Raw genomic sequence first — 19,135 nt, 5'->3', positions numbered from 1 at the left:
CCGACTTGTCGCGGTACGAGGACCGACCCGCATCATAGTGAGTGTAACAGCTCGGTAGCGGTAAACTTCACCAAAATAGAGAATAGATAAACAGTGGTGAAGTGTTTGATCGACCGATTGTATTATAACCATGAGAGATTGTTAAGCGCGTATGAGTGTCCAACGTGGGGTGGATTCCGCGTGGCCGTCGGAGCGTGCCCAGTCGTCCCTGCTGGGTATCGTCTTGCTGATTGGCATGGTCGCGGCAGGCAGTGTTGGCGTCCTGCTTGTCGCAGGGGATGTCATCACTGGTACGGAACAGCAATCCGAGCAGGAGCAGATCGAACAGGCGTTCGTTGAGTTAGGGCAACAAATTTCCTCAACGACGACGACTAGTGATGTGGTTCAAACCTCTGATCTAAACGCGGGCGAACACGGTGCGATTGCACACCACGATTCTGCGACGTACGAAATTTGGGCGGAAGAATACAGTGGTGAAAACAGAACAGATATCGCCAACGGAACGATTGGAACAATCGAGTACGAGAGCGACGACGGGACGCGGGTTGCCTACGAGGGCGGTGCCGTTTTCCGAGAAACCGGTGAGCAGACCAGAGTTCTGTCGGTGCCGCCAGTTTACTACAACCACCAGACGAACACGCTGTCGTTCCCGGTGGTCGAACTTGCGGAAAACAAAACGATCGATTCGGGAGAGATCACAGTCGATCAGATTGACGCAGAACCCAACGAGATGAACTACATCAGGGACGACCACATCTTCATCGAGATTGAGAGTGAGTACTGTCTGGGATGGGAACAGCACTTTTCCAATCAGGCGGGTGATACAGCAATACAGAAGGAGTGCTATGGTGACGAGAACGACGAGGGAGTGCTGAAAATCAAACTGGGCCATGAGGATGTTGAGAACGCGTTCTCAGACAGTGTCTCACTCCCAAATGACGATTACGTTGGCTCGGGACATGCGTCAGGAAATAACCTCGAAGAAGTCAATGAGGCAGATTTCCCCGATCTGGACGATACCATTCAACAACTGATAGACGAGTTCGAAGACGACGAACCGCGACTGGATGACAGTGAATCTAATCCCAGTGGAGCATACTACGAAGAGAGCCTTGACGGAGATGAACACTACGACTTCAGCCTGGAAGACGGAGATGCAGTTGTCGTTGTTAACGGAAGTGTAGACAGTGGCGAGAATATAACGGTTTCACAGTGTGGCGGCGGGGAACACAGTCTGAAAATATACGCAAAGGATGACTTTACTCTCGGCGACGGAGACGTGAGGACCATCGGTAGCTGTGATACTGTAGAGGCAATCCAGCTCTACGGAACATCCTCATCAACCGTCAACTTCCATAATTCGGGGAATGACTTTCAGGGACTTATCTACGTTGCTAGTGATGAATTTAACACAGAAAGTAGTAACCAACATGAGTACCAAGTCCAATTCACTGGTGGTGGTGGATTTTCATTCGAAGGAGCGATCATTGCGAACTCTATCTACTTTGATACGCCAACAAATGCACTGACACCGACGGCTATCGAGAATGGCGAAATTGAGGTTATCCCCGAAGGATTCGAACCAGCACCACAGCTCACCTACCTCAATATCGCTGAGTACGAGATCGATATCGAAAACAACTAGAAGCCGTTACGCTGCGTCTTCGATCGTCTCTTTTACTGACTCCCAGACGTCGTCGGGTGCCTGCTCGCCGTCGACACGCTCGAGTGTCCCCTGGTCGTCGTAGTACTCCACGACTGGTTCCGTGTTCTCTCGGTAGACGCGAAGTCGCTCTCGGACGGTCTCCTCGGTATCGTCCTCGCGCTGTTCGAGACGGTCCTCGACTTCGGGGTCCTCCGGCGGGTTGTACTCGACGTGGTAGATCTCACCGGTTTCGGGGTCCATCCGACGTCCGGTGAGGCGGTGAACGAGTTCCTCCTCGCTGACGTCGAGGTAGAGCACGACGTCGAGATCGGTCATGTCCTCGAGTTCCTCCGCCTGCTCTAGGTTCCGCGGGTAGCCGTCGAGGACGAAGCCGTCAGCCTGGGAAAGCGCCTCGTCGACGATAGCGTTGACGACCTCGTCGGGGACGAGTTCGCCCTGATCCATGTACTCACCAGGCGTATCGTACTCCGTATCCATATCCGAGATATCCATCTGCTTGTTCGAGCGGAGTGCGTCACCGGTCGTGACGTGTTCGACGTCGAACTCGTCGGAGATGTTTGCACTCTGTGTCCCTTTGCCTGCCCCGGGAGCCCCGAGAATCAAGATTCGTGGCTGTGCCATAGCTACTCGTTCAGCGCCAGCGCATAAAGGCTTAAAGAAACGGGGACATCTACTGCTGTATGACCAGATTCGATGCCGCGGAACCCGCAGCACGCCGGAAGCTGTACGTCGACGCCATTACAGCACACCGAACGCGTGCGAGCGGGTTCGTCACGTTCGAAGCGGACGAGAGTGTATTCGACGCACGTACAGCTGAATCTGAGACGGCACTCGAGCGTGATGGTGCCGACGGTGCAGAAAGTGAATGTGAAGGTGAGGGTGAAGATGGCAGTGGAGTAGGCAGTAGAAATGGAGAAAGAGGCGGTGACGGGGGCAGTCATGACGACGGATCAACCACTGAAACCCAGGCTGAACACGACCTGGATCCATCACTCGGCATCCCGTGGCTCCAGTTCGGAGACGGCACGATCAACCTCGACTGTACGGACGACGAACTCGACCGGCTGAAGCAACTGTTGAACGACTTTCCAGTGTTCAAAATCGAGGAAATTGCCCGCCCCGAAAACGCCGACGGCGTCAACGTTCACGTCAGCGCAAAGGCGGATCCGAACCGAATCGGACAGTTCATCGACGCCGTTTTCCAGACAGTGTACGGATTGCCGTCGTCGTTTCGGGTGTGGGTCGTCAAACTCTGAGTCGAGTGACTGATTTGTCGGACGTGTCTCGCCTCCCGACCCCTGTCTCCGCACCGAGACCGATCACTCGATCTGCAACGAACCGTCTGCCGAGTCGTCGGTGTCTGCTCCCTTCTTCCACTCGAGTTCGAACTCGATGCTGAATTCGCCGGGATCGGATTCGTCCGAGTACTCGTGTTCGGCTTTGATCTCGAAGGTGGGATTGGCTGGTGGGGACATCGTGACCGAATCCGACCCTGCGGAGAGGGTGATATCGTCGCCCTGTTCTAAGTTGTCGGCTGCGGCACGGAGGTACGCGGCAATCTCGTCGCGGCTCAGTTCCTGTTCGAATTTGAAGAGGACATCTTCTGGCATACCCTGTCTTGGAGAGCAAGGGTATAGAGGATTGCGCTCCGAACACCGATCTGAGAGCGGTGAAAGCGATAAACGAAGAGTGTGATCGGTGTCTGTGGCAGCAGTGTCGTTCTGCTGTGGTGTCTGTCCGATATCTATTCCATTCGGATGACAGATCTGTCGCTACTATTGGCCGTTGTCTGCTCGAAATAATGGTGACCCGCGCGCGAGCGAGAACAGATGATGAATGACGTGTCCTACGATCGATGCCCTGGTCACTGTTCGGGTATGACCGAACCTGTTCGCGTTGGGATCGCTGCTAGCCGCCGATGCACCGGTTTGCTAACGGCACCCGTACTCCGGCAACGATAGAAAGAAGAGGGAAGGTCCCTACAGACCATCCGAGGACCATGTCGACGGGCACACTATGCTGACGCGAGCCACCGACAGACAGCATTTGGCGACTCTGAACGCGTCGGCCCGTTTCCAAATAGATAAGTGGTCCCGGAAACCACCGTCCGACATATAGGCGGCTCCAATAGAGGTGAATACGATCTTCAACGCATACACGACTCCGATGCAGGTGCAGACCCGGGTCGAGATCTTCGAGGAAATTTTCCTCGTGTTCCTCGGCCTCGGGACGCTCGTCGGTGTCGTCGTGATCGCGTATACCCTGTACAACGCGTACAAGTATCGTGATAACGGCGACTCGAAAGCCGACGAGGATCTGCCGACGCTCGGAGAACTTCCGACAGGCGGACAGGGCGGTAAGAAGCTATTCCTCTCGTTCGGACTGAGTGCCATCATCGTCATTTCGCTGGTGGTTTGGTCCTACGGAATGCTCCTCGTCGTCGAGGACGGACCGGACACCCCTGACGAGGAAGCACTCGAGGTCGAGGTCGAAGGCTGGTCCTTCGGCTGGGACTTCGCATACGAGAACGGTATCGAGACTGGCGGTGAACTCGTCGTTCCCGCTGATACACCGATCTGGACAGAGGTGACATCACGGGACGTCTGGCACACGTTCGGGATCTCAGAGCTTCGCGTAAAGGCTGACGCGATCCCGGGAGAGACTGACGAAACCTGGTTCGTCGCCGAAGAAGACGGTGAGTACCTGATCGAGTGCTTCGAACTGTGTGGCTTTGGCCACTCCGGCATGACTGCTGACGTCGACGTTCGCTCCGAAGAGGAGTTCGAACAGTGGGTTGACGAACAGCTCACGATGGATATCACACTCGAGGACGAGGCTGAAGAACGCGTGACTGATGGCTTCGAACTCGAACTCGTCCACGAGGAGAACGACCAGTTCGAGGAGGACCTCAGCTTCACGTACGCTGACGACGAGTTCGAGAACGGCTCCATCACGATCGGTGAGATCGAACAGGGTGGGCCGTACGAACTGACCATCACCTCGACTGACGACGAGTTCGAGACGGTCGAGGAGACCGTCGACTTCACCGGTCCAACTGACGAGACCTACACGCTCGAGTTGGGAGCTGAAGACGACGAAACCGATGATGAAGAAGAGGATGAAGCGGAAACGAACGACGAAGCTGACGAGGGAGAGGACGAGGAAACCGATGACGACAACGAGGGAGGTGACGAATAATGGCTGATCTCCCACCAATGACGTCGGTCAAGCGCTGGCTTGTCACGACGAATCACAAGGACGTCGGAATCCTCTATATCGCCACCGCCATCTTCTTCCTCCTGCTGGGCGGAGCGATGGCGCTTATCTTCCGCGTGCAGATGTGGGAACCGGGCGGGGTCGGCATCCTGTCCGGGAACGAGTTCAACCAGGCAGTCACCACACACGGGCTGTTGATGGTGTTCTGGTTCCTCTCACCGATCGCCTCCGGATTCGCGAATTATCTCGTGCCGCTGCAGATCGGTGCGAAGGACCTCGCGTTCCCGCGGATGAACGCCCTGAGTTACTGGTTCTACCTGTTCTCGGGCGTGATGGTGGTCATCTCGTTCTTCCAGCAAGGAACCTTCGCTGGTGGATGGACGATGTACGCGCCACTGAACGTGCCGACGTACACACCCGCAATGGAGGCGACAACGGGTGGCAACGCCGTCATCCTCGGGCTCATGCTGTTCGTGATTTCGATCACGATCGGGACGGTGAACTTCCTCGTGACGATTCATCGCTCCCGTGCTGAGGGGCTCGGCCTCTGGAACATGCCGATGTTCACGTGGTCGTGGCTCCTGACCGTCTGGATGATGCTGTTCGCCTTCGCGGCACTACTCGCCGCGCTGTTGCTGTTGACGGCCGACCGCGTCTTACTGACGCAGTACTTCGCGACGGACCAGGGGTCGGGCCTGCTGTGGGCACACCTGTTCTGGTTCTTCGGTCACCCAGAGGTGTACATCGTCTTCTTCCCCGCACTGGGGATTATGTTCGAGACGTTCCAGACGTTCACCGGACGACGCCTCGTCGGCCGCAAGTGGGTCATCATCGCGATGGTCCTCGTGGCCGTCCAGTCGTTCCTCGTCTGGATGCACCACATGTTCCTGACGACCATCAACCTGGAGATCAAGACGCTGATGATGGCGACGACCATCGGGATCTCGTTGCCGTTCGACCTGATGGTCTTCGCGCTGATCTACACGATGGTCAAGGGACGCGTGCGATTCACGACCCCGTTCCTGTTCAGCCTCGGTGCGCTCGTGCTGTTCATCCTCGGCGGTATTACCGGGGTCTTCCTCGGTGCCGTCGTGCTGGACTATGAGTTCCGTGGCACCTACTGGGTCGTTGCCCACTTCCACTACGTGATGGTCTCCGGTGTGACCGCACTGGTCGCCGGCCTCTACTACTGGTGGCCAAAGATCACCGGAAAGATGTACTCCGAAACGCTGGGCAAACTCAACTTCGCAGTCTACTTCATCGGGTTCAACATGCTGTACTTCCCGATGTTCCTCGCCTGGGAGACGCCACGACGTGTCTTCCACTTCGCCGAGGGTGCGCTGATCTACCACCGGATCGCGACCGTCGGGGCGTTCATCCTCGGCGCGTCGTTCCTGATCATGATCCTGACGTTCGCAAAGAGCTGGATCTCCGGTCCCGACGCTCCCGACAACCCGTGGGAGTTCTCCCGAACGGCCGAGTGGGCAATTCCATCCCCACCGCCGCTCGAGAACTGGGACGGGCGCCCAAGCTACGCCAGCGGCCGACTCGAGTTCGTCGAGAACTCGCCAGCCGCGACGGACGGCGGGGTCGCACACGGACAGGGCAACACAGCCGAAGCGACGATCGAGCACGAAGAAGAACACGCCGACCACGCCAGCATCTGGCCGTTCGGTATCGGTGTCGGGACGTTCGTGTTCTTCCTCGGTCTGTCGGGGCTGACGCCGTACATCATCGACTTCGCCGAGGGAACGCCGAACCCACCCGAAGGGATGACTGGCATCGCTGCTGAGCCAAACATCATGTATCCGATTCTGACGCTGGTCGGGATCGGTATCATGGGCGTGACGCTGTACAAATTCGGCATGGAGAACTTCGAAGTGCCGGAGATGAACATTGCAGAGCGGTGGCCGTTCGGCGGTGTCGGCAACACCAAGTTCGGTGTCTGGGTGTTCCTGGCGTCTGACGTTGTCGTCTTCGGTGCCGTCATCGGTGCGTACGTCTTCATGCGCATCCACATGGGCTGGCACGAGTGGACGACTGTGCCCTTTGCTTCCTGGCCAGGGCTGCTCAACACCTATGTGTTGCTCACCTCGAGCTTTACGGTCATCCTCGCGCTCGTAATGGCCGAACGGAAGAACAAGAAGGGGCTTCTCGGCGCCATGACGGCGACGCTCCTGCTTGGCCTGACGTTCATGGGCGTGAAGGCCTACGAGTACAGCGTGAAGTTCGCTGAGGGCGAGTACTGGTGGTACGGCCTCGAGTACTCGATCTACTACGTCACGACTGGCCTGCACGCACTCCACGTGATCCTCGGCCTGTTCATCGCCGTGTTCATGATCTACCGGATCATCAGCGTCGATGCGTACCTCGAGGACCACCGCCCGGTGGAGTTCTTCGGACTCTACTGGCACTTCGTCGACATCGTGTGGGTCCTGCTGTTCCCACTGTTCTACCTGATGTAGCGCCGTTTCGTTACACAGGTTTCTAATTTTACGTTTTGGTTCGTTTCCAGTAACCAGTGGGCGACGACGCCGGCTGTACGCGAACATAATCGCCACCACACCGGTGTGACGGGCCGCATGAGGAAGGTATAAGTAACCGACGCTCACAATTCTACGCTAATGGCTGACCTTCGAACGTACACCATCATTTACGTCCTGCTGTTGGTACTGGGTACGGGGAAGTTCGTCTTCTTCGAGTTCGACTTCGCGTACTCGATCGCAATCGGTGCAACAATGTTACTCGCGGTAGCCAAGATTGGACTGATTGCTGCCTACTACCAGCACCTGATCGAAGAACCGCGTTCGATTACGTACATGATGGCAACCGCCGTGTTCATGGTGTTCCTGCTCACGATCGCAGCGGGATACTCCATTCAGTAACCGGCGTCCCAGCACAGTATCGGCTGACAACTAGACGGTTCGGTTCTCGCTTCTCGGTTCTCACTTCTCGGTTCTCACTCTTGCGTTCTTCTCTTGCCGTTCGTTCATCCAGTTGCGCTGCTTGGACTGTGACCGCGCCAGCGTACTCACGCGCACCCAACCCAGTCCAATATGGAGTGTGATAGTCACCACCCACGAACTGTCACGCGTAATATCGTATTTTTATAACGTCCGGGTCAGAACTGCAGCATATGACACGACGGCGATTCCAGCGCACCAATCGCGGCTCGGTGAGCCGGCGTGAGCTCCTTCTCACCGTCAGCCTCGTCGTGCTCGCTGGCGTCGCCGTCCTGAGCCTCGGGTTCACCTACACCTACGGCGAAGATCCGGCAGAATCGTTGCTCACCGCAGACACGCCGCCGAACATGACCGAGTATGACTCCCCGGAAGCAGCTGCCGACGATATGGGCCAGGCGGACGCACTCTATCTCCTGGCCGATGATAGCGCCGTGCTCGTCTACGAATCCGATTCGTCAGCCGGGGCCGGGGCAACCCAACTCGGCGCGGACGTCACACAACAGCTTACGGAGCTATTGCTGGGCCTGTCAGGTGGGACCGCAAGTGAACTCGACCCAGCGGGCGAGAACACCGATACCTCTGGCGGTGATGAGCCGACGGAGACGACCGCACTGGGCTCGTTCGACCTCGAGCAGAGTCTCGACCAACTGTTCGCCCAGCCCACCAGCAATACCGAACTGACACTCGACGTCGATGGCGAATACTCTCCGGATGCGAACGAGTTCGACGCCTCGCTCTCGAGTACGATGCCGATCACCGACGTACCGGGACCGGTGGGCGCGGGGTCGACGGAGATGACGCGAACAGAGGACAGAACACCGGTACAGTCCGTTTCAGAGCCGCCAATGTCCGCGGAGACGAGCGGGACGATGGAACTAACGCCCGAAACTGTTACCACGAGCGGGCAGTGGGCCGTCGTGCACGAACGAGCGCCGGAGGAAGCAGTTCCGGACACAAAGTTGGACGGAAACACGACACCGACTGCCACCACCGATCTCACGCTCGCCGATGGCGGACTCTCCGACGGGTACCGGCTCTCCGTCAGCCAACTCGAGTACGTCGACACGACCGACGAAGACGTGGATGAGGACTTCCTCTCCGATCGAACTGCAATCTCGAACGCGCTCGAAGCGGAGTACGACACCATCGCTGCAGCGTTCGACGGCGAAAGCCGGGTCGAACTCCATCACCACGAGTACGAGACCGTGGGGATGGGAGGTGCCGGAGACGAGGGCGAGGGTGAGGGTGAGGATGAGGATGAGGGTGAGGGTGAGGGTGAGGGTGAGGATGAGGGCGAAACGGCACAACTCGAACTCGAGTACACCGTGACGTACACGGGAATCGACGACGGAATCGAGACGATGCTGGCAACCGAACTGGCTGACCACTCCCAGGTTTCTACACAGGAGGCAGCCGAGATCGCGAGCGGGGTGACGGCGCTCGACCTTGAGACGGTGGCGGTGTCGCGAACGACGACACAGACGGAAACGGAGACGCGAACAGTGGTCGATTGGGATGTCGCGGTCGGGAACTATCAGGAAACGGCGCGGGCGCTGGCGGGTGTGGCTGTTTCAGGAGACAAAAACGAGACGACTGCCAACACGACGGAGGACACGCCAGCAGCAAATCTGACCACCGACGAACGCGTAGCGGAGACGCTGGCTGCACAGGCGACAGCGAACCTCCGGACAACGACCGAGTGGAACGCGTCGATCGATGTCGTCGATGTCGACGAGGAAGGAGACGGTAATCACGAGCAGACGGCAGCCGCCCCGCAGGCGACAGTCGACGCGACAGTGACCGGGATGACCGACAACTGGAGCGAGTACGTCGAGGAGCGTACGGACCGCGGCTTCGAAGAGCCTGCAGCGGTTTCGTTCTCGCTCGCTGCTACGGATGTGGATGGGGAACTCGACCTGCACGGCGAGTTCGAACTCCCGCAGTCGACGGTTGCCGACCGAACTCTCGGTTTCATCACCGAGTCGCTCGGCCCTGATCCGCTCAGTGGCCCGGCTGGATCGCAGTTCACGTCGCTCCTCGAGGAGTGGAACCTCGACCTTACCCGCACGAGCATCGAGTTAGGCGAGGACACTGTCCGAATCAGTAGTGGCGCAACGGTTGCAGACCTCGGTACATTGGTCGACCAGGTTGGTCCTGCCGAACTCGTTCCGGGCGGAACGGCGGTCGAAGACCAACCAAGTCAAACCTACGTTCACGTCGCCGATCTCGACCTTCCTCCTACAGTTGATCGGGAGTCGCCCGGGCAGGAACTCGAGTCGCTTCCGGTCGTCGACGCGGAGACGGAACTCCACGGGGTTGGTGTATGGGACCGTGATGGGCTTGCTGTTGCGGACGAGAGTGAAAGTGAGAGTGAGGCCGAAACGGAAACCACCGCAGAGCCGTAGGCCGATCTATAGCTTGCTCTGTTTCGCGAGCTACCTGCTTGCAGTTCTGGTGAGTAAGGGGACTTCTGTGTGTCGACAGCGCCGACAGCGATGACAGCGATGACACACCGCTGGGATATCCCTACGGAACAGTGGCGATGTCTAACCACTGTGTGGTCGATAGCAATCGCAGCCGTGTCTGGTCCGGCGTGAATCGTCAACGAGTACTCAGTCCACACGAGCGCGTGTAGCGACTGCTGTCTGTGATCACCGCCGCCGAGAACCGGAGTTGCTCTGCTGGACCACAGCGATTCACCTATTCGAGTGCAGTGTTGTTGCTGGAGAGGCTGGCGGTCCTGTTGCTGTTGTGGTTGTGGTTGTGGTTGTGACTGTGGTTGTGATTGTGATTGTGGTTGTGGTTGTGACTGTGGGTGCTGTTACGACTGCTGTCACTGTCGCTCCCACTGTGCTGGCGCTGTCTGCAAGACCACGACGGCCCCAACGGCATCGGTTTGACGTAATCGACTGCGCCGCACCTCACAATGCGAGGCAGCGAGAAAGAAAGACCACAGAACCGCGATAGAGAAGCGAATTCGGGGTGAGAGACTGTGTGGAACCAGTCTACTCTTTACCGAACATCTCGCGCATCATCAGTCAGATAACAACAATTACTGTTGTTCAAGGGTGTTATTGCCGACATCTACTTATTTCCCACCCACTTTGTCGGTCACGTCCACCCCAGGTGTTATCATTCTCTCAACTGAAACATCGACTATGAACAACTTAAATATCATCCTCCACTGGCGTGTTGACGACCTATTTCGTTTCTCCTTATGGTATGAACCCTCCCGAGGAGGGATTACTCGTCGTCCAACTCGTGCAGTACGTCTTCGTGGGTGTGGATATTCCCGTTCCGGAGGTCTTCTGCGCTAATCAGCCCATCACGGAAATCGTCAGGGTCCAAATCTGCCTCGGTTGGCGTCCAATCGGACATATCATTATGAATCTCGCGGTGGGATATAAAGATATGAGCAAGCCAGACTCGGAGGCGTGGGTGGAGACGATGACCGCGAGGGAGCGAGTCCGCGCTGTTGTCGAATTACTGGAGGAGCCCACATCTGCCGATGTCATCGCGGGCCGAGCTAATGTGTCTCCAGATGTAGCTGTCCGTGAACTGGAACGGCTGGATGTGGCAGAGAGTGCAGGAGATGGGAAGTGGGTCCTCGACCGCGACCAACTGCGAGATGAGGAGGTTCGGCACCTCATTGAAACCCATGACTACGAAGACCTAAAAGACGACCTGCAGGAGATGCAGAACGAGAGGGAGTCCCTGCGCGAGGAAATCAATGACGTGGATGATGACCGGGAGGAAACAAACATGCGCTCATCATTGGCTGCCCTTGAGTCGGACATCCAACTATATCAAGAGGTATTACGTCAACTCAGGTGATGGCGATTGTTTCGGACTCTCAAATGAACGGTGTTCCTCGGATTGAGGGGAGTGAAGTGTCGGTCATTGAGGTGTACGATGCGACCGAACAGGGAGTAGACCCGAATCAGATTGCGGAATGGTCGCCGAATATCACAATAGCGGATGTATATGAAGCTCTTGCCTATTACCATCGGAACCCCCAGGAGATGATTGAAGCAAGACGACAACTTGATGAGATGATGCGCTGACGAACAGAGTAGGTTAAATCCCTCACTCGGTACGAGATGTGTCAGTACCAGCGAAGTAGTCTGAGCCGAACTCGGAATGGTCCATATGTTCGCATCGCTCCCGATTGCGTCGGATAGCTGCCTCTAACTCAGACTCCTCGTCCTCTCCGGAGTTGCTTTCGTCCATACGATGAGATGTGATGATTTTGCTTAAGACTCTTCCCCTGAGTCAGTCAGGGCTCGTACTCTGTGTCAGGGACCATCACATCGAGGATGCATCGATTGCACAACCTGACCTCCCCACGCTCTATATGGATTGCCCGGTTCGCTTCTGGAATATAGGTCTCGCGCCAGCACTCGGCGCAGCGGGCCCATACGAGTCCGTCGAGCTTCATGTGCGGTCACCGGAGTCACCATCGAGTTCTGCGAGGCGGTCGTCGAGCAGGTCGTCGATGATGTCTCCAGCAGGTGTCCACTCCTCATTATAGCGGTCGTCAAGGCGTGCGATTGCACGTAACTTGCTGTTCCGTGGACTGTCATCTCCTCCCAAGTGTAGGGTTTCTGGTTGCATCATGTGTTTCACCTCCGTTTGTTGATAACCCAGCGTGCGGAGTTCGCTGGGGAAGCCCGCTCGCGGATTCGAACCGCGATTACACCGGTGCGGGTAGTGGATTACCGTCGGTAGACGAAGACATCGACAGTCGAGTCGATTTGGGTGCCATCAGAGATGTCTCGGGCTGCCTTGTTGTGCGCGTACTGAAGGAGGTCAACTACTTCCTCATCGAGATTGCCGTCAGTATACCTTCCCCAGACATCGTCTGCGTCAGAGTTCACGATGCTCCACGTCTCATCTCGGTAGAGACACTCGTCTGCGGCCCACTCGTCGCCTGTATCGGCTTGTGCAGCGTCGAGTGCATCAAGCAGGGCGTCGTACTCCTCGTCGCTAACCGTGACCATCGGTTCGCCCTTGTATACCCACTCCTCGTTCTCGATAACGTCGTCGAGTGCGTCGTAGAGCGTAGGGATGGTCTCGGTCTGTACGTTGTCGGCGTTGGTTGTTTGCGCCATACGTACCCCTATGATTCTATACTCTTATAGGTATATCGGGAAACCGACACTTCTATCAGGAGATGTATATAAAGACTACTATGTTCTCGTTAAGTGTGGCTTCAAAACGGGTCTAAACGGTGCTTCTCACACGCATTATGCGCGCGGAATATGTATCAGATTGGTGAGCCGAGACTGGCGCGCGGTGGTAACAAAGCAAGTAAAATATTGTAGATGGTCAGAAAGAGCGGTCGCTTATACGTTAGACGGATGGTCACCAAAGCCCTGTGGAGAGAGTGGCGGTCGGATGTCGCGTGGTCGGGCGTCAATGACGATGTGATGGTCTTCGAGGCCCACTGCGTAGATGGGACCCAGCTCGTCCTCGTTGAGGCTGATGACCAACCCGTGTTCCCCATGCCAGCGGAAGTCTGGGTCCAGTTCGTCGGGGATGTCGATTCGGACTCGTTCACCTAGTCGTGGATGCATGGCCGTGTTGGCCGCGGTATGGTATTTAAACCGTAGTCCACTCTTCGTAATGAGATTCTGGGACGAGACGGGGCTCTGAGTCGTTGATTACGATAGTATACCAGACCTCGTCAGTGTCTACGTTTTGTAGCCGCTGGTCGATTCGGTGCCGGGTGTCACTATCTGAATCGGGAGTAAGGACCGTATCTAAGTCGTATTTGGGTTCTGTGGGCATCAGACCAGACGACGAGAGAACCAGTATAAGTGAGTTGTGTCACGTGGCCATCGGAAAGTACTATGGGTCGTATTCGGTGTTTGGTCGCAATACATCCATGATGCACCGGTTGCACAGGCTCAAGTCTCCTTACTATCCCACGCAGGGTCTTCGAACGGATACTCCTCTGGTCGAAGATATGACTCGCCGTGGAGAACTACACCACCGTAGTCTAATAGGCGATATTCTCCTCGATAGGCTCCCCAGTTTTCAGTCCAGTAGACATCTAGCCCACCACCGAAGCTGCCACGCATTACTGGTTCGACACCATCGAGACTCTGCAGACGGTCGGCTTTCGCATCGATTCTGTCACGGTCCCATTCAATTCCATATTGCTCTGCGTGGGGCATGACTAGCCACAATCCCGTCGGACTCGATGCGACCACTGGTAGCACGATGTCCTCTACAGGCGGATGTCGAGACAGGAGAATTTCACGCCAGTTTTGCAGGAAGCCGCCACTAACGGGAATGTTCTCGTGCTTGTTTCGGCTCCCAGCAACAATTTTCGCAACCATACGTTCGTCTGAGTCAATGAATTCCGTGATTTCGACGACGAACCTCCCCGAACCTCCATCAACCGCCTCAAACTGTTCACGTAATTCGTCCATCATATCGTCGTAGGCATCTCTTTCGGGGTCGCCTTCTAAGTTGAAGCGCCCCTCCCACCGGAGTATTCGCTCTATAGCATACCTCTCAAGCGTAATTCTCACCCAGAGAGGGATTCCAACATCCACATCAGACATATAGTACATTCTATACCCCAAACACAAAGCATTTTATTTATTGCTGATGTTATACGCTCGTAACAGTGGCTGGATTATAACTTATATTCAACGAGTAGATGAGTTCACATCCATGAGACCTTCTGGAGCTCTTCGTGCTGGTGCTGCTCGCTGAAAGACGTGAGGTAATGGTCACGGAAGGTGCGCCAGTCATCCCAGCCGCCCCACTCCATCACCTGCAGCGGGGACACGTCCGCGTCAAGGAGCGAGTTTGCAAACGTCCTCCGGCCATCGTGGAGACCGAGGTAGTCCCATCCCTCGTCTCCGGTATCACTCCCAAGGTCTTTTGCGGCCTGCTGGACATGCCGGATTACGGTTCGCATGTGGTGGTCGATAACCTCGTCGTCTGGATTCACATCCGCTGTTTCTTCGATGGTCTCAATTTTGATAGCCAAAGACTCGGGAACGGGAGTCTCGCGGTACTTGCCCCCTTTCGCCCCCTCCTCCCATACTCTCAGGAAGTAGTCCCCATTGTCTCGCTCTCGTAGGTCTTTGTATCGTACATGCTCTATTTCCCAGCGTCTGAGACCGGAGTACGCTGCGAGCCCCCACCCAAGTGAGGAGGTTGTGCTGTCGATGTGTTTGTAGAGTTTGTCGCGCTCTTCGTCCGTCAGACTGACTCGGTACCCATCTTGGTTCTCGTATGGTTCGAGCTTCATAGTCTATGTTCCAATGTTTACGGACAAATATTTATCGGAGAAAGAGAATTTCTGTCGAATTCGGGCGGTTGACTCGTCAAGGAGCGAGGTAATGGTGGTGTTCGAGAGGTGAAATGTCCAAGAATCAACTGGGAGTTGGACAACACTCAGGTACTAAGTTCATCCTTCGCTTCATTCAGCGACATATCGTTCAACCACAACTCTACCTCATGGCTTTCCACCGCTTCTACCGCCTCTTGTAAGCTATCCTCATCCCGATGGAATCGATGGACTTTGCCGTATCGAAGCGCATCGCCATCGCTCCTTTCTCTAAAATCATTACAGGAAGAACAGTACGTTATGAAAGCAACACGTGGGTTTCTTTTTGAACCTGTTGGGAGGAGTGCTGGCTCCTCCTGTTCGCCACAGTCATCACAGATAGTGAGTCCAGGCAGCAGTTCTGCTCCACGGGGTGTCGTTGCGAACCCGTTGGGGAGTTCCTTAACGAGGTCTACCTCCTTCGCTTTCCTCAAGACACTCTTTCGGTGAGAGTCAGGCATCCCCATCAATGCATGTCCTCTTTTTCGAAGACCATGGCCCCCGGTACCACCTTCTCCTTCGGGTATCGGACCTTTGTAGTAGGTATTGATGAGGAGCTTTCGGATGAAGTTAAAATCGAAGGTGCTGCTCATCTTAGAGCGAATGTCATCTGGTAGTTCTTCATCTGATTGAATAGCGTCAACCATGTTGGCATTTCAAAACTACTTTCCCTTCAACACTTCCTTCGCGCCGTGATAGTACTACGCTCAGGCAGACACGTAGTGCAACGACCGGGGAGCAAGAACTACCGATTTCTCGAACACGTTCGTCCGGATAACGGCAGTTCGTCGTACAACGTCAATGAGAGTCAGCGGCGAGAAGTGGATTCGTGGCTGGCTACCCGTAGACTTCGGCGTGGACCTTACGCAGGTCTTCCATCAATTCAGGGATTTGGTCTTCAGATGCGGGGAACTCGTATAGCGCCTCGTCACCTTCGCTGTACTCAATTTTGTCTGCTTCAGCATCCAGTATAGCTTCCTGTTCTTCATCGGGGATGTCGATTAGGATTTCGCCCCATTGCGGAGTTACATCGTCTTCAGAGAGGTTCATATCGAATTCAGCGGTGAAAGTCTCGCCCTGAAACTCAATTGGGTAATGAATCATGAACCAGCAGATGTCACCGATGTAGGGGTCAGGGAGCGGTTCTTCTCCGGTCTCTTCCTCGACGAGTCGAAGGAATTGGTCTAATCGTTCATCGGTTGCTTCCTCGGGCATACGCCGAGGTTCCGACGGCAGCAATATCAATGTATTTGTGAGCTTTCACTGCTATGTCCTCCTTTTTGACCACCACCGTCGGGCTCAACATCGGGTCGCTGTCCTGGTCGGTACTGCATAACTTCCTCAGCGAGTGCTTCGAGGTCTGGCGACACCGATTCGGGTCGGTATGCGTAGATGCGGACAGGTATTCCTGTACGCACTGCTTGGGTTACTGCACCGGAGATGCTGCACCGTCGTACTCTTCATACTCGTAGATTCCAAGTCCAATCGTCAGATTATTTATAATAGTATTGGTGTTACCCGCGGTCACTCGCGCATCCGAGCAAGTACACCGAGGGTAGCGACAATCAGGCCGACAAGCATTACTCCGGGGAGTGACAGTACAGTATCCGCCCACTCTTCTTCATCTATAGGAGTGGTGTCCGGTGCATGTAAGAGAAGCAAATCGTAGACCTGTGCGAGTACAAGGAATAGAATGGCGGTAATCGTGCCTAAGATGATGACTCCGACAAGTGCTCTCCCGTTCATCGACTGCCGAAACCTCCCCCGACAGCCCACTGGTAGAGTCCCCAGCCGCCGAGACCGAGAATCAATAGAAGAAACGCAACCTGCCCGGCAGACAGAGCAGCAAACCCGACTTGTCCAAAAGGAGATGATGAGTCGAGGAGTGGCAAGACTATGGAGGAGACCTCAGAGAGTATCCAGAGGGTGAATAGAAACAGTATGAATGTTGCAAGCCACTGTTTCGGGGACATATTCGATGTACGTCACAAAGTCTGATAAGGTTGTCCCGCGGATAGCAGACTACCCGTCTAAGTCTCCGTAGCCAGGGTCTCGCCCATGGGGAAGCAGCCCATCTCCCGTATCATCTGAGTCCCAGAGGTCTCCGCAGTCACTGCACACAAACCCCTCCCAGCGCACTATCTCGTCGTACGTACCTCCACAATCGCACTCCAAGCTCGTATTCGCCATACCACATCATCGAAAGCGAACATGATATAAATTCCGATATTAATATTATTTGTATTATGTCTGTGCGTACGTGGCTACGTACGTGACTGTGGACGTGACTGTGTACGTGGCTACGTACGTGACTGTGGACGTGACTGTGTACGTGGCTACGTACGTGACTGCTCAATGGTCTTCTCGGAGACGTTGAGGAGCATTCGACCTTTCCAACCGAGCCTCCAGATACCAGATTGGCGACTCTCTCGCTCAACCCATCCATACTCTTCTTGGGCCCGGAGGACACGTCGTACCGTCTGGCGCTGACTCTCGGTCAGGTCCAGTTCCTCCATGATGTCTGACGCCTTGAACTTACCTTGTGCGACGAGAAGTTCCAAAGTAGCGTTCCACACTTTGTCTCGCTTAGTCTTTAATTTAGTCATATTTGATTCAATAAAGTGAACGATAGACGACATACATAACTCCTGGCGTCCCCTCGACACCTGCCTCAAACCGCAAGAATAGGATTAGAACAGGTAGGCTGCCTCCTCGGCAGCGGATTCAGTTCTCCGAACGCCACGAGTATACGCCTCGGCGTCGGCTTGGAACCGGTCGAGTTGCATCGACCAGTGTTCCGCGGCGCGGTCGTCTCCTCTGTTTTGAGCAGATACAAAGTTAGTCCATAGTCCCTGTGGGTTCTCTGCGCCTCCGAATCCATCACGTGCCACCCTCCTGCAGGAGTAATTTGGTTGCCTCGAACGCTGCGTCGTCCCTTGGGGAGATAGCCATCTCCTGAGCGATGGATAGGTCGCTACGAGATAGTTCTGCATCCCCAAACTCTGCAATGTAGTCGTCTACTGTCTTGTCGCTGGTTGTTCCAGTCATGTCTACACAACTACTGTTCAGCGGGTAGTGTAAAGAGATATAATATATGTTATGTATTGAAAGGGTGCAGGCAGGAAGGTTAACTAATCTTGAGTGTCTGAGACACGTACATGAATCGCAGAGGCTATCTGGGGGCGATTGGGGCTGTAGGACTCACTGCAACGGCTGGGTGCGTAGAGGAACTCCAGGCAGCGGCGGATGGCGTCATGGGAGGATACCAGGTCAGTGATACTCAAACGTACGAGGGAGTGGCGTTGACTCCAACAGGGTACCTCTTGGCGGATACCATGACCCGGGAGTACGACATGCATAGCGAGGAAGTTGAAGCCGACTCAGGAGCTACGTACATCCTGACTCACATCTCAGTCGTTCACGATGGAGATTCAGAGATAGAGTTGCCAACAGACGGGATGAGAACGAACGACATCAACCTGTACTACGATGACGAGCGAATAAGCGAGAGCATGATGGATGATGTGGCGCAAGCGTTTATTGTCGAGGGAGAGTCGCTGACATCCTACGATACGGCCCTGCGTGAGGAGGGTGCAACTGGTGGCGTGTTCCCCGGGGTCGAAGTAGAGGGTTGGGTAGCTCATGAGATAGCTGCTAATTTCGACGCCGAGCAGCTCGAACTCCGAGTCACCTGGAATAACGAGTTCCTCATGGAGGGTGAGGATGAGGAGACTCACGAGTGGACCTACACTGAAGATGCGGAGGTCTCGATTGACGACGTAGATGGTGAAGGGACGACCATCGAACTATGATTCGTGAGATTACAAGCGCCTACCGGCTTTCACATCGGAGATGTATTGGCTGACCGTCCGCTTAGACACCCCTATGTCCTCGGCAATATCTCGTGGACGCATTTGCTGGACGGTGTAGAGATACGCTGCA

General features: G+C 55.4%; 21 protein-coding genes. 9 read left to right on the top strand and 12 right to left on the bottom strand.

The genetic code is table 11. The features are described from left to right. The first annotated feature begins 151 nt into the window (after positions 1 to 151). The gene (locus tag NMAG_RS01260) at positions 152 to 1,645 is read left to right on the top strand and encodes a DUF7289 family protein (protein WP_012996330.1); all 1,494 of its coding nucleotides are present in this window, start codon (positions 152 to 154) and stop codon (positions 1,643 to 1,645) included. 6 nt (positions 1,646 to 1,651) lie between these two features. Here NMAG_RS01260 and NMAG_RS01255 read toward each other — a convergent pair whose 3' ends face one another. Then, positions 1,652 to 2,287 (bottom strand): adenylate kinase, encoded by a 636-nt coding sequence (locus NMAG_RS01255; protein WP_004213721.1) that lies wholly within the window; start codon positions 2,285 to 2,287, stop codon positions 1,652 to 1,654. Between the two features lie 59 nt (positions 2,288 to 2,346). Between NMAG_RS01255 and NMAG_RS01250 the strand changes: the two genes are divergently transcribed. Further along, a complete protein-coding gene (locus NMAG_RS01250) occupies positions 2,347 to 2,922 on the top strand; it encodes a hypothetical protein (RefSeq protein WP_004213720.1) in 576 nt (191 codons plus the stop codon). 63 nt (positions 2,923 to 2,985) lie between these two features. On the opposite strand, the gene NMAG_RS01245 is transcribed toward NMAG_RS01250, so the two are convergent. Continuing rightward, entirely contained in the window at positions 2,986 to 3,276 is a 291-nt protein-coding gene (locus tag NMAG_RS01245; protein ID WP_004213719.1) for an amphi-Trp domain-containing protein, read from the bottom strand. A 556-nt stretch (positions 3,277 to 3,832) separates the two neighbouring features. Here NMAG_RS01245 and coxB point away from each other — a divergent pair. The 4 genes from coxB (at position 3,833) to NMAG_RS01225 (ending at position 10,250) form a co-directional block, all read left to right on the top strand. After that, the gene (gene coxB, locus NMAG_RS01240) at positions 3,833 to 4,864 is read left to right on the top strand and encodes a cytochrome c oxidase subunit II (RefSeq protein ID WP_004213718.1); all 1,032 of its coding nucleotides are present in this window, start codon (positions 3,833 to 3,835) and stop codon (positions 4,862 to 4,864) included. Beyond that, a complete protein-coding gene (locus NMAG_RS01235) occupies positions 4,864 to 7,347 on the top strand; it encodes a cbb3-type cytochrome c oxidase subunit I (RefSeq protein WP_004213717.1) in 2,484 nt (827 codons plus the stop codon). Before coxB ends, NMAG_RS01235 begins: the two co-directional genes overlap by 1 nt. 159 nt (positions 7,348 to 7,506) lie before the next feature. Then, positions 7,507 to 7,767: a cytochrome C oxidase subunit IV family protein gene (locus tag NMAG_RS01230; protein WP_004213716.1), complete on the top strand. Its 261-nt coding sequence runs from the start codon at positions 7,507 to 7,509 to the stop codon at positions 7,765 to 7,767. Positions 7,768 to 8,018: 251 nt separating this feature from the next. Then, the gene (locus NMAG_RS01225; RefSeq protein WP_004213715.1) at positions 8,019 to 10,250 is read left to right on the top strand and encodes a hypothetical protein; all 2,232 of its coding nucleotides are present in this window, start codon (positions 8,019 to 8,021) and stop codon (positions 10,248 to 10,250) included. Between the two features lie 838 nt (positions 10,251 to 11,088). Here the strand turns inward: NMAG_RS01225 and NMAG_RS22595 are convergent. Continuing rightward, complete coding sequence (locus NMAG_RS22595) at positions 11,089 to 11,223, bottom strand: hypothetical protein (RefSeq protein WP_257719841.1); 135 nt, start codon at positions 11,221 to 11,223, stop codon at positions 11,089 to 11,091. A 33-nt stretch (positions 11,224 to 11,256) separates the two neighbouring features. On the opposite strand from NMAG_RS22595, the gene NMAG_RS01220 reads away from it, so the two are divergent. Together NMAG_RS01220 and NMAG_RS01215 are read left to right on the top strand one after the other, a co-directional pair. Beyond that, positions 11,257 to 11,679 carry a DUF7342 family protein gene (locus NMAG_RS01220; protein ID WP_237076802.1) on the top strand — a complete coding sequence of 141 codons (423 nt, stop codon included), beginning with the start codon at positions 11,257 to 11,259 and terminating at the stop codon, positions 11,677 to 11,679. Beyond that, entirely contained in the window at positions 11,679 to 11,909 is a 231-nt protein-coding gene (locus tag NMAG_RS01215) for a DUF433 domain-containing protein (RefSeq protein WP_004213713.1), read from the top strand. The genes NMAG_RS01220 and NMAG_RS01215 overlap by 1 nt, the downstream gene beginning before the upstream one ends. Before the next feature lie 370 nt (positions 11,910 to 12,279). Here the strand turns inward: NMAG_RS01215 and NMAG_RS01210 are convergent, their stop codons facing one another. The 9 genes from NMAG_RS01210 to NMAG_RS21880 form a co-directional block, all read right to left on the bottom strand. Next, positions 12,280 to 12,459, bottom strand: a complete 180-nt coding sequence (locus tag NMAG_RS01210) for a hypothetical protein (RefSeq protein WP_237076801.1) — start codon at positions 12,457 to 12,459, stop codon at positions 12,280 to 12,282. A gap of 101 nt (positions 12,460 to 12,560) precedes the next feature. Next, positions 12,561 to 12,956 carry a hypothetical protein gene (locus NMAG_RS01205; protein WP_004213709.1) on the bottom strand — a complete coding sequence of 132 codons (396 nt, stop codon included), beginning with the start codon at positions 12,954 to 12,956 and terminating at the stop codon, positions 12,561 to 12,563. A gap of 234 nt (positions 12,957 to 13,190) precedes the next feature. Then, positions 13,191 to 13,421 (bottom strand): hypothetical protein, encoded by a 231-nt coding sequence (locus NMAG_RS20730; RefSeq protein ID WP_012996329.1) that lies wholly within the window; start codon positions 13,419 to 13,421, stop codon positions 13,191 to 13,193. 333 nt (positions 13,422 to 13,754) lie between these two features. Further along, entirely contained in the window at positions 13,755 to 14,417 is a 663-nt protein-coding gene (locus NMAG_RS01190) for a hypothetical protein (protein WP_237076800.1), read from the bottom strand. A 104-nt stretch (positions 14,418 to 14,521) separates the two neighbouring features. After that, positions 14,522 to 15,115, bottom strand: a complete 594-nt coding sequence (locus NMAG_RS01185; protein ID WP_004213706.1) for a site-specific integrase — start codon at positions 15,113 to 15,115, stop codon at positions 14,522 to 14,524. Positions 15,116 to 15,261: 146 nt separating this feature from the next. Continuing rightward, positions 15,262 to 15,840 carry a hypothetical protein gene (locus tag NMAG_RS20725; RefSeq protein ID WP_004213705.1) on the bottom strand — a complete coding sequence of 193 codons (579 nt, stop codon included), beginning with the start codon at positions 15,838 to 15,840 and terminating at the stop codon, positions 15,262 to 15,264. 190 nt (positions 15,841 to 16,030) lie between these two features. After that, the gene (locus NMAG_RS01180) at positions 16,031 to 16,408 is read right to left on the bottom strand and encodes a hypothetical protein (protein WP_004213704.1); all 378 of its coding nucleotides are present in this window, start codon (positions 16,406 to 16,408) and stop codon (positions 16,031 to 16,033) included. A gap of 527 nt (positions 16,409 to 16,935) precedes the next feature. Continuing rightward, complete coding sequence (locus NMAG_RS01170; RefSeq protein WP_012996327.1) at positions 16,936 to 17,166, bottom strand: hypothetical protein; 231 nt, start codon at positions 17,164 to 17,166, stop codon at positions 16,936 to 16,938. Positions 17,167 to 18,073: 907 nt separating this feature from the next. Next, positions 18,074 to 18,241, bottom strand: coding sequence for a hypothetical protein (locus tag NMAG_RS21880; protein WP_004213700.1), 168 nt, complete (start codon positions 18,239 to 18,241; stop codon positions 18,074 to 18,076). Between the two features lie 110 nt (positions 18,242 to 18,351). On the opposite strand from NMAG_RS21880, the gene NMAG_RS01160 reads away from it, so the two are divergent. Further along, positions 18,352 to 19,005 (top strand): hypothetical protein, encoded by a 654-nt coding sequence (locus NMAG_RS01160; RefSeq protein ID WP_004213699.1) that lies wholly within the window; start codon positions 18,352 to 18,354, stop codon positions 19,003 to 19,005. Positions 19,006 to 19,135: the final 130 nt, after the last annotated feature.

The organism is Natrialba magadii ATCC 43099 (assembly GCF_000025625.1).
In the GTDB taxonomy this organism is placed as follows: Archaea; Halobacteriota; Halobacteria; order Halobacteriales; family Natrialbaceae; genus Natrialba; species Natrialba magadii.
Note: the sequence above shows the minus strand (reverse complement) of the source record. Positions and strands in the feature narration are given on the sequence as shown.

Bases quoted from the DNA above. Each gene is read 5' to 3' on its own strand.
- NMAG_RS01260 (WP_012996330.1), top strand. From the start codon at position 152: ATGAGTGTCCAACGTGGGGTGGATTCCGCGTGGCCGTCGGAGCGTGCC.
- NMAG_RS01255 (WP_004213721.1), bottom strand. From the start codon at position 2,287: ATGGCACAGCCACGAATCTTGATTCTCGGGGCTCCCGGGGCAGGCAAA.
- NMAG_RS01250 (WP_004213720.1), top strand. From the start codon at position 2,347: ATGACCAGATTCGATGCCGCGGAACCCGCAGCACGCCGGAAGCTGTAC.
- NMAG_RS01245 (WP_004213719.1), bottom strand. From the start codon at position 3,276: ATGCCAGAAGATGTCCTCTTCAAATTCGAACAGGAACTGAGCCGCGAC.
- coxB (WP_004213718.1), top strand. From the start codon at position 3,833: ATGCAGGTGCAGACCCGGGTCGAGATCTTCGAGGAAATTTTCCTCGTG.
- NMAG_RS01235 (WP_004213717.1), top strand. From the start codon at position 4,864: ATGGCTGATCTCCCACCAATGACGTCGGTCAAGCGCTGGCTTGTCACG.
- NMAG_RS01230 (WP_004213716.1), top strand. From the start codon at position 7,507: ATGGCTGACCTTCGAACGTACACCATCATTTACGTCCTGCTGTTGGTA.
- NMAG_RS01225 (WP_004213715.1), top strand. From the start codon at position 8,019: ATGACACGACGGCGATTCCAGCGCACCAATCGCGGCTCGGTGAGCCGG.
- NMAG_RS22595 (WP_257719841.1), bottom strand. From the start codon at position 11,223: ATGTCCGATTGGACGCCAACCGAGGCAGATTTGGACCCTGACGATTTC.
- NMAG_RS01220 (WP_237076802.1), top strand. From the start codon at position 11,257: ATGAGCAAGCCAGACTCGGAGGCGTGGGTGGAGACGATGACCGCGAGG.
- NMAG_RS01215 (WP_004213713.1), top strand. From the start codon at position 11,679: ATGGCGATTGTTTCGGACTCTCAAATGAACGGTGTTCCTCGGATTGAG.
- NMAG_RS01210 (WP_237076801.1), bottom strand. From the start codon at position 12,459: ATGCAACCAGAAACCCTACACTTGGGAGGAGATGACAGTCCACGGAAC.
- NMAG_RS01205 (WP_004213709.1), bottom strand. From the start codon at position 12,956: ATGGCGCAAACAACCAACGCCGACAACGTACAGACCGAGACCATCCCT.
- NMAG_RS20730 (WP_012996329.1), bottom strand. From the start codon at position 13,421: ATGCATCCACGACTAGGTGAACGAGTCCGAATCGACATCCCCGACGAA.
- NMAG_RS01190 (WP_237076800.1), bottom strand. From the start codon at position 14,417: ATGTCTGATGTGGATGTTGGAATCCCTCTCTGGGTGAGAATTACGCTT.
- NMAG_RS01185 (WP_004213706.1), bottom strand. From the start codon at position 15,115: ATGAAGCTCGAACCATACGAGAACCAAGATGGGTACCGAGTCAGTCTG.
- NMAG_RS20725 (WP_004213705.1), bottom strand. From the start codon at position 15,840: ATGGTTGACGCTATTCAATCAGATGAAGAACTACCAGATGACATTCGC.
- NMAG_RS01180 (WP_004213704.1), bottom strand. From the start codon at position 16,408: ATGCCCGAGGAAGCAACCGATGAACGATTAGACCAATTCCTTCGACTC.
- NMAG_RS01170 (WP_012996327.1), bottom strand. From the start codon at position 17,166: ATGTCCCCGAAACAGTGGCTTGCAACATTCATACTGTTTCTATTCACC.
- NMAG_RS21880 (WP_004213700.1), bottom strand. From the start codon at position 18,241: ATGACTGGAACAACCAGCGACAAGACAGTAGACGACTACATTGCAGAG.
- NMAG_RS01160 (WP_004213699.1), top strand. From the start codon at position 18,352: ATGAATCGCAGAGGCTATCTGGGGGCGATTGGGGCTGTAGGACTCACT.